The sequence below is a fragment of the Paenibacillus hemerocallicola genome (assembly GCF_006265175.1).
GTDB lineage: Bacteria > Bacillota > Bacilli > Paenibacillales > NBRC-103111 > Paenibacillus_AB > Paenibacillus_AB hemerocallicola.
The window spans coordinates 3,255-13,140 of sequence record NZ_VDCQ01000119.1; the positions used below are offsets into that span (position 1 = coordinate 3,255).

At 57.0% G+C, this 9,886-nt stretch carries 5 protein-coding genes; all 5 read right to left on the minus strand.

Features of this window, described 5'->3' with window-relative positions:
* Positions 1–194, minus strand: a 194-nt coding sequence (locus tag FE784_RS41735; RefSeq protein WP_218103886.1) for a hypothetical protein, incomplete at its 3' end; no start/stop codon positions are given.
* A gap of 626 nt (positions 195–820) precedes the next feature.
* Complete coding sequence (locus tag FE784_RS39590; protein WP_139607809.1) at positions 821–4,390, minus strand: OmpL47-type beta-barrel domain-containing protein; 3,570 nt, start codon at positions 4,388–4,390, stop codon at positions 821–823.
* A 391-nt stretch (positions 4,391–4,781) separates the two neighbouring features.
* Positions 4,782–6,698, minus strand: a complete 1,917-nt coding sequence (locus tag FE784_RS39595; protein ID WP_139607810.1) for a hypothetical protein — start codon at positions 6,696–6,698, stop codon at positions 4,782–4,784.
* A 206-nt stretch (positions 6,699–6,904) separates the two neighbouring features.
* On the minus strand, positions 6,905–7,834 hold the full coding sequence (locus tag FE784_RS39600; RefSeq protein ID WP_139607811.1) for a helix-turn-helix transcriptional regulator: 930 nt from the start codon (positions 7,832–7,834) through the stop codon (positions 6,905–6,907).
* A gap of 525 nt (positions 7,835–8,359) precedes the next feature.
* Positions 8,360–9,886: extracellular solute-binding protein (locus FE784_RS39605; RefSeq protein ID WP_218103887.1), on the minus strand; the 1,527-nt coding region annotated here is incomplete at its 5' end.

Here is a 9,886-nt window from a genome sequence, read left to right on the forward strand (position 1 = left end):
GCTGCAGTTGCAGCGGCAGCGCTCTTGGCTGCAGTTGCAGCGGCAGCGCTCTCGGCTGCAGTTGCAGCGGTAGCACTCTCGGGCTGCTGCTGCAGCTGCAGCGCTCTCGAGCTGCTGCTGCAGCGGTAGCGCTCTCGGCTGCAGTTGCAGCCGGCAACACTCTCGGCTGCAGTTGCAGCGGCAATGCCGGCCACGTCCGTCCGGCCCTCCCGTGTGACGCCGCCGGGAGCGTGACGTCCGAAGGCCGGCGTATCGCTTCAGCCGATTTTGAACCTGATAGTTGCTTTAGATACTCCGATTCGGAGTATCTTTTTGTTTATCAGGCTCATAGCCGCAAGCAAGTACACAAAAAACTGCGACAGCATAATTCGCGTACAAGCGTGGACTAATGGGTGCAGCGCCTGTTCGGTGAAAGCTCGCTGCCTCTGCCGGCGGCACCTAGCGGGACCGCGGGTCCAACAAATAACGGAACTGGAGGACGCTATTGACCCGAGCCCTCGTGTTGAGTGCAAAATAAAGGAAAACCGTTCCGCTATTCCGCTGTTCACGATTATTTTCACCCCGAAAGCTCGATATAGAGGAATCCTGTTCCGTTATCTTCAAGCGAGTAACGGAACTCGGGACAATAACGGAATGTAGTTCCTCTATTCACGGGCAACGTCATGTCCATCAAACGCCTCCAGGTTGTATGTGGATTGTACCTTCGTACAAAAAAGCGTTTGGTCGCAAGACCAAACGCTTTGCCTAAGCGTATGCTGTTGGATGATACGAACCCCATGCATGCTTCCCCATGCTGCGCCTGCTCCCGAGCGCCGAATCGTCATTCCATACTATCAGTTCCCCTGTCGTGCGGAACCGTGACGGCGGACGTGCCGATCGCCGCATGCCCCGCCTTGTCGGCGACCGTATAGGTGATCGTATAGATGCGCCCCGTCCCGCTCCCGGATCTTGCGGCTTTAAGCTGAAACTCCCTGTCATCCGTCCCGTAGACCGCGCCTGTCACGCCTTCGGGGTCCGGCTCGCTGCTTTCGATAGAAGTTAGCGCGACCGCGCTTATGCCGGATATTCCGTCAGCCGCATTCACGGTCATTCCGATCGGCGCCATCCGTCCGTTGGGCGGCCATAGCTCCGCTATGTCCGGCAAGACGTGGATCGTCGGAGCGGTCTTGTCGATCGGCAGAGCGATGCTGCGCGTCTCCTCCATATTGCCCGCCCGGTCCGCACTCCGGTACTCGAGCAAGTTCTCCCCTTCGGCGGCGACCTTGACGGCTCCTTCGTATGCCTTCCACTCCCCGCCATTCAGGCGATATTCCGTGCGCGCCACGCCGGACAAGTCATCCGAAGCGTTCAGCATCACGGTGACGTCGGTCGTGTACCAGCCGTTGGCGCCGTCAGGCTCCCCGGGCTCGACGGCGGATTGCGTCACCGGCGCAGCCTCGTTCTGCCCGACCGTGGACAGCGTCATCGTGTAGGACAGCGTTCCGCTCGTTTGCAGCGTCAGCATATGCATTCTGTAGTCGTAAATACGGAAGCCCTTCTGCACGAGGTTGGCTGTCGCCCCGCTGTCGAAGGCGATCTCCAGCACCGCATTTCCGCGAACGAGCGTTACTATCCCGTTGCCCACCGTAACGCTGTCTTCCGGACCTACCATTAACGGCAGGTGCTCCACGAACGGCTCCTGATGATTGACCTGCACTGAGACGCCGTCCTCGAGGAAGGTAACGGTTTTCGTCCCGTCATTCCCCAAGTTGTATCGGACCTCGACATTGCCCTGGGCCACATCGCCATGCCCGACGGCCGGTTGAATCGTTTGTCCGTTGATTTTGTACGCAGGCAGCACATTGCCATTCTCATACACCCGGCCGGCCGTGGACTTCTTCGTCCCCCACGACAATCCGCGGTTCGACGACGTCGAAGAGTTTTCCGTCTGGCTGGACAGCATAATGCCGCCCTCGGGATGCCACAGCAGCCCGAGACCGAACGCCTGCTGATTGGCCTTGCGCTGTCCCGCGTTAAATGCCGCATAATAGTCCGGTCTCCGCGCGTATGTGAATTGAAGTCCGCTGCGGTCGTCGATCCGCTGATGGTTGAAGCTGTCGCTGGCGATATACGGGAGCTGCGCGATCGCTGCGGCCCGTTCGGTTTCCGTAGGATAATAGCGGTACAAGATCCGGCTGTACAGTCCGTACGGATTGTAGGAGTTTTCCCCGTTCAGGGACAGCGCGGGCACGTTCGGCCATATTCCGTTTTTCGTAATGTCGCTCTTCGCCCGCACGATTTCCGCCGCAACCTCTTCCTGCGTCTTGACGAAAGCTCTCGCCAGCGGCAGCTTCTCGGCCAGCGGAATATCTTTTCTCTCGTAATGGGCGGAGCCCGTACGCCCGGAGGCCGCCGCATTTGACGTGAAATGCGAGCCGTCCGGCTCCAGCACCAAATTGTAGGACAGCCAGTCGATAAACTTGCTTTCCTTCGCAATCATTTCTTGCTCCATATCGGTATCTTTGAAATAGTAATAGTCCGCCATCATGTTCTGGATATGGACGCCCACGTTATAACCCATGTCGTAGCCGCTGTTCTCGTAATAAAACCCGGCCGGGCTGATGAAGGCGCCGGAGGATTGGGTAAATCGTTCATGCATCCTCGTCTCGATCGCCGCATCCGGATAAAAGGCCAAATACGCGGCGGTCGCCGACCACATGAGCGTATACTGATTCGTGAACGCGGTGCCGTGCGTCCAGAAGGCATTGTCGTTCAGTACGTGCACGATCGCCTTGCGGCTTGCTTCGACGACTCTGTCGTATAAGTCCTCATTGATGGATGGGAAATTGGGATTGGCCGCCTTGGCCTCCTGCAATAAACGTACCGTTTGGCCCAGAAATTGCAGCGCAAACGAAGTTCCCGGCAAATTGTAGCCGCCCCGGCTGTATTCGGAGAAAGCCCCTTGCGGGCTTTGCAAGGTCAGCAGATGCTCCAGCACTTCCTCCAGACGATATTTCACTTGCGGCATCCCGTAGTATATGTTCCACGACGCCGGGTTCGTATAGAAGTACGTGAACCACAGATGATTTTCCTGAACGCGCGCATTGTACGGCTCATTGTCTGCCGGATTGCGGTGCACCACGATATCGATAAACCCTCGATCCGGCTCTTCAAACCGCACCGCATTGGCCACCGTGTGGAAATGCTTGTAGTAATACGGAATACCGCGGCGATCGTTCACCCAAACCTCCGGCGAAATGTAGTCTTCATCGGCAAAATCGTCCGGATCGATCAAGCCGAAATCTGGCGCGGGAACGAGTCCGACGTCGTTCGTAGCCAGCGCCGCCGGACCGAGCGGCCTGGATCGGTCGGCCCCCGAGCTGGCCACGATACTGAATTCATAGGCCAGTTGAGCCTTCAACCCTGTAAACGTATAAGTCGTTCCTGTAACGGTAGCGGCCTCTCCGCCATTTTTGTACACATGGTATACCACGCCCGGATATTGGTTCGCCTCCGCTATGGCCGGCCATGCGATCGTAATATGGTGAAGACCGGCGGCGGTTGACGTTATTGCGGCGCTGGCTGGCCAGTTCAGAGCCAAAATGACGGCATCCTGGAACGTCGCCCGGGCTTGCCGCAGATCGTGATAGGCTGCCTGCAGGGCGCTTGGAGCGGAGCTTGAATGATCCGCAACGGCTCGCGCGGCGGCGATCGCCGAGCCAAATGCATCGACGGCCGACTGCGGATATTGCCCCGGGCTCGTGCCGACGACCGCGCCGTCCAGCAGCGACTGCGACGACCCGATCTCGTCCCGCAGCGTCTGCCGGCTGTTGTCCGCCGCGGCCAGCGTCGTTTTGCCGATCTGGATCGCCCATGCGCTCGGATGCGCCGTCGTATCCCCGAACACGATTTTGACATACTTCGTGCCGGCCGGCAGCGACGTAGCCTCCCAGCTCACCTTGCCCCACCCGCCGACCAACGGATCGGTGCTCACCGTTTTGGCGAATCCGGAGAACGCCGTGTAGGCGTTGTTGTCAGGGGATACTTCGAACGACATATCCCCCGGCGTTACGCCCGCGCCGCTTCGGTTGTACCAGGTTTCCACAAGAAACCCGCTCCATACGTGCGTAGCCGCATCGGGGGCCTCGTAAATGAGATAAGCATCCGTTCCGGACGATTTGTAAAATCGGGATGCATCCCCTCCATATCGCTCCGGACTGCTTGAGCTTACCGCGATATTGTTCGTTTTGGAGAAAACTTTGGAGAAATCGGCGCTTTCGTCCACGACAACGATAGGCTCCTCCTCGGCGCTCAGCGCTTCCGTAGCGGTGAATTGAACAAAAAACGCCGTCGCGATCGCAAAGCATGCCGCGAGCAAGGACAGCAAAGAAACGGTGCGTTTCGCCCTCATCAAAACAAGCCTCCTTTTTAGTCGAATTCATGTTCAAACATAGGCTGTCGGTTTATTCGGGTCTCGGTGCGTAACTTCCATCGCGGCTGATCCCACAAAAAACGGCATTATCCCCTCCCTTCTTCTTAAACAGCACCGACTTCATTTAAATTTATACATTTATGTAAATGTAAGTGCTTCCTATGATAATGTTATCTTATTCCAACCTATTGACCGGATCAAGTTTAAAAAAGGTTTAAATACGGACCCGCCACCCCGAAAAAATCCCGATTGCTTCCTTCCGCAAACAAAGCCAATTTTCGGGGTACGGCATCGTCTCCGACCTTGTACCGGGATGCGGCAGCATCCAGGTTCCGGAGCAAATCTTTTTCGCGTCTTCGTTCCCGTGCCTTTATCGGGAAAGCGTCTTCATCGTATACGTTAACGTGCCGCTCGTTGCCAGCGTAAGCATATGCATCCGGTATTGGCGAACGGTATGCTTTTTGGGAACAAGCGCCGCTGTCGCCTCTTCATCGAACGCAATGATAAGAACCGCATTGCCCCGTGTCAGCGTGACTTGCCCCTTGTCGACGGCGATATGGTCTTCCGGCGCGACCATCAGCGGAATATGCTCCTCGAACGGTTCCGGGTGACGGATGACAACCGAGAGGCCGTCTTCCACGAAACGGACCGACTTGTCTCCCTCTGTCCCGAGGTCGTACTTCATCTCCATGTCGCCTTGGGCGATATCTCCGAATCCGACCGCCGGCACTACCCTCTGCCCGCCTACGGAGTAAGCGGGGCACACATGTCCGCTCTCGTACACGCGGCCGCCCGCCGAGCTCCTGGTTCCCCATGACAAGCCTTTGCTCGCATCGGCGGACGGATGCTCCGTCTGACTGGACAACAGGACTCCGCCTTGGGGATGCCACAGCAGCCCTAGTCCGAATGCTTGCATATTCGCCTTCTGCCGCCCCGCGTTAAACGCCGCATAATAGCCCGGCCTGCGCACGTAAGTAAATTGAAGCCCGCTGCGATCGTCCGCCCGTTGATGGTTGAACGTGTCGCTTGCGATATACGGAAGCCGGGCGATCGCCGCCGCCCGTTCACTTTCCGCCGGGTAGTAGCGATACAAGATCCGGTTGTAGAGCGCATACGGATTATAGGCGTTCCCGCCGGTGGCGGACAGCTCGGGCACATTCGGCCATCTGCCGTCCTTCGCGATGTCGAGCCTCGCCCGCGCGATTTCCGCCGAGACTTCTTCCCGGGTCTTGACAAAAGCCCGCGCCAGCGGGAGCTTCTCGGCAAGCGGGATATGTTTTTTCTCGCAATGGCTCGACGAGGTGCGTCCGGAAGGCGCCGAGTTGGAGCTGAAAAAAGATCCGTCCGGCTCCAGCACCAGATTGTAGGACAGCCACTCGATAAACTTGCTTTCCTTGTCCAGCAGCGGCTGTTCCAAGTCCGTCTGTTTAAAGTAGTAGTACCCGATCATATCGTTTTGCAGATGGACCCCCACGTTGTAGCCCATATCGTAGCCGTTCGCTTCATAGTAAAATCCGGCCGGACTGATGAATTCGTCCGCGGATTCGGCAAACCGCTCGCGCATCCGGCGCTCGATATCGGGGTCGGGATAATAGGTCAAATAGGCGGCGGCGGCGGACCACATCAGCGTATACTGATTCGTGTAGCCTTTGCCGTGCGTCCAAAATCCGCGATTGTCCAGCACGTGAGTAAGCGCTTTCCGATACGCGGTGACTATATTGCCATACAGTTCGTCCCGAATGAAAGGAAAGCTCGGGTCGGCCGCCTTCGCTTCATGCAGCAAGCGGACCGTTTGGCCGAGAAATTGCACCGCAAACGAGGTCCCCGGCAAATTGTACGTTTGCCAGCCGTATTCGGAAATCGCCCCCTCCGGGCTTTGCAGCGTCAACAGGTGTTCCAGCACGGCCTCCAGCCGGCATTTTACTTCGGGCATCCCGTAGTATAAATTCCACGGGGCATGGCGTGTATAGAAGTAGGCCAGCCACAGATGATTTTCTTGAACGCGCGCATTGTATGGGAAATTGTGCGCCGGGTTGCGGTGCACCGCCATATCGATAAACCCGCGATGAGGCTCTTCCAGCCGAACCGCGTTGGCCACCTTATGGAAATGGGCGAAATAGTACGGTATTCCGCGGCGGTCATTCACCCAAACCTGCGGCGATATGTAGTCTTCATCCGCAAAATCGTCCGGCCCGATCCGATCGAAGTTCGGCGCCGGAACCGGTCCCGTGCCAACTGCCGCCTCTTCTGGCGTCTTCTTGGCCCGGGCGCCTTCATCGACCATCATAATAATCTCCTCCTCGGGAAATAATTGTACGGCCCGGCATCTCCAGTTCCGTTTTCCGCTCAGAACGCCGTGTCGCCATAATGCCGATGCACCTTGATCGTATTACATCATACAAGCTAATATCTAGTTGCGTTTTAGTTGATTAAATGAATGAAAAAAAAGCCATCTGCAAGGAGCGGCTTTTGCTGAGACCATTTGGTTTATTGTTATCGTATGATTTCCTCTTCCAATTCGGAGCCATGCTTGTTCAGGGCAAGCAGCCGGTATTCCGTCGCCGTCTTTCCCTTGACCTCGCGGAATACGCGGGAAAACGTCCGCGAGTTGTCGAAGCCGACGTCGAAGGCGATGTCGTGAACGGTCATATCCGTATTGAGCAGCATGCTGGCCGCCCGTTCGATGCGCAGCCGGTGCACGTATTCGACGAAGCCCATTCCGACATGCAGCTTGAAGAAACGGCTCATATAAGGCACGCTCGTATAGAAGCGATCGGCCAGCTCTTTCAAATTCAGCTTTTCGCCGCAATGGGTTTGCACGTATTGCAGCAGCGGCCAGAGCAGACGCGTTTTGTCCCCTACTACGGGCGCGGGAGAGTCGGCGTCGGCATTCGCGCTCAAGCTTTTGCGCAAAAACAGCAGCAGCGCCTCGTTCAGCTTCGTGCGGATCAATTGCAGACGCCCGGGACGGTCGAACTGACGGTATTCCTCCAGCAGATGGGTGAAGACGTCCTTAACCCGCGCCTGCTCCTCCTCGTCGAAATAGGCGTAGGAGGGCGTATTCGTGCCGACGCCGTACACTTTCTGGGAAAACCAGCGATCCTCGACGAGGTCGGTCAACAGCTGAATATCGAACATGCAGCAAAATTTGATCAGATGGCGGTCGGAATCGCCTTTAATAATATGCATCTGGTGGGGAAGCACGAAGGAAACCGTCCCCGGGACGAGGCGATGGCTGAAGCCGTTGACCGTCTCCACGCCGGCGCCCTCGAAGAAGAAGGACAGTTCCGCGAAATTGTGATGATGCAAGTAGCAATGCTTCGAGTACCGGATATCGATGTAAAAGCGCTGCGTGCCGGTAATATAATGCGGGTTGCGGCTGCCAACGACATCTTCGTATATGGGCGGCTTGCGTTCGGCCATCGGTCGTCCTCCGCTCTTTGGTAATCGCTCGCACAACAAAACGACGGTTGTATGATCCCTGTATTATTTTCGCTGCAAGCAGGCGAATTCCTTCTCTGAGTAACGATACATCTTACCCTCAGCTGCGGAATTCACGATGATATACAGATGAACAACTGAAGCTTCCTCTACATCTACCGCACAGCAGCCTGATTAAAGTTCCCGCTATTCCCCATACGACAAGAGGCCACCCAGCTTGCGGGCGGCCCCATATCCAATTTCAGCGCGAACGATCGCTAGTCCTGTATCTCATGCAATTCGAGATCGTCAATCCATGCATAGTCATTGGCCGTCTGGCTGATCGATCCGTAAATGCCGATGGAGACGGCGTTCGGGGCGGCGGTGAAGGTCAGTTCGACCTGCTCCCAGTCGGTGTCGGGTTTGCTCGGAGCAAAGCATGCGTCGTAAAACGTAAGCGGAGACTATGCTGCAAGGATTGTTCGGGAAGCCGATCGCGCATGCGATGAGGGGACTCGTGCGGCAGCCTTACTTGCCGCCGGCTTTCGCCGTCTCGATCGCCTTGTTCGCTTTCTCGTCGGCTTCGCGCAGCGCGCTGGCTACGTCCTTCGTCCCCGAGGCCGCATCCGAGAATGCCGCATTCAAGGCGCTCGATAACGTGTTCTGGTACTTGGTCAGCATAATCGGCTCGGCGAATTTGTCCGGGATGATCGACTGAACGTTTTTGCCCTTGAGCGCTGGATTGCTTTTGCCGAAATCGTTCCGGTACGCGCTTTTCTTCAGCGCCGGGACGATTCCGTTGTCGATATACGACTGCTGCACCTCTTTGGAGGTCAAGTAAGCCAGCACTTTGAACGCTTCGTCGCGATGGGCGCTCGTGTTCGCCACGTTCAGGAATACGGGATACGGACCGGAGCCCACGCCCGGCCGCTCCTTGTAGGTCGGCAATCCGACGACGTCCCAATTTAATTGAAGCAGCAGATCGCTGTAAGATTGCCCGCCCACGGACGCGAACATCGCCACGGTTTTGTCCTTGTAGAACGGCGTGGAAGGCGTGCTGATCGTCGTTTTGTCGAATTCGTTGCCGGGAATGCGGTAGAAGCGGATCAGGTTGTCGAAAATCTTTTTCCAGTTGTCGTTGCTGAGCGCCGCTTTTCCCGTCTTCGGGTCGATGAATTCCTGGGATAGCTGGTTCATGCTGGCGATATGGCTGAAGGAGGCAAGGAAGCCTTTGTACTGGACGCCCCCATCGTTGCGGGTTAGTTTCACGGCCAGCTCGTATAGCTCATCCCAAGTCATGCCGTCCTTCGGATACGACACGCCGAATTTGTCGAACACGTCTTTGTTGTAAAATAGCGCGGAGGCGGGAATTTTGAGCGGCAGTCCGTACAGCTTGCCGTCTCCTGCCTTGCGCAGCATGTCTACGGCGCTCGGCTCGAGCTGCGATACGTCATACTTGTACTTCTTGACCAGATCGTCGATGTCTCCGCCGAGTCCGGTATCGGCCAGATCGGCGATCGTTCCCGCGGAAGCGCTGATCAGGTCCAGCTTGACGCCGGAGGCGATCAGGTCGGCCAGCATCGTCCCTTTCTCCCGAGAGTACAGCTTGAAGGTAACGTTCGGAAACTTCTTCTTCACGACATCGCCGACGTCCTTATCGAACATCTCCCGGGAATAGCCCGAGGAGTTCTCGTAGTAAGCGAGCTCTACCGGCTTGTCGATGACGGACGGATCGGTCGATGCGCTCTCTGTCGGCGCCGCTTCCCCCTTCGGCGTATCCTTCGAGGGAGAGCCGCCGCACGCGGTCAACGCAATCGCGAATCCTACGGCTGTCAGAACGGCCGCCCCTCTGAGCGCCAAGCCGGCCGCCGGCCGGAACGTTAACGCGGCAATCGGCTTTTTCGATACTATTGCCGGCTCGGCTTCTTTGGCTGCATTCGTCACCTTTTCAACTGCCCCTCCTATCGCCTCTCCCACCGCTTCCGCGGCAATTTTCCCAGCCGTTTCTCTCCTCACCTCTTCTCTCCCAACCTCTTCTCTCCCAACCTCTTCTCT

Coding starts and splice junctions, on each gene's coding strand:
- FE784_RS39590 (WP_139607809.1), bottom strand. CDS start 4,390: ATGAGGGCGAAACGCACCGTTTCTTTGCTGTCCTTGCTCGCGGCATGC.
- FE784_RS39595 (WP_139607810.1), bottom strand. CDS start 6,698: ATGATGGTCGATGAAGGCGCCCGGGCCAAGAAGACGCCAGAAGAGGCG.
- FE784_RS39600 (WP_139607811.1), bottom strand. CDS start 7,834: ATGGCCGAACGCAAGCCGCCCATATACGAAGATGTCGTTGGCAGCCGC.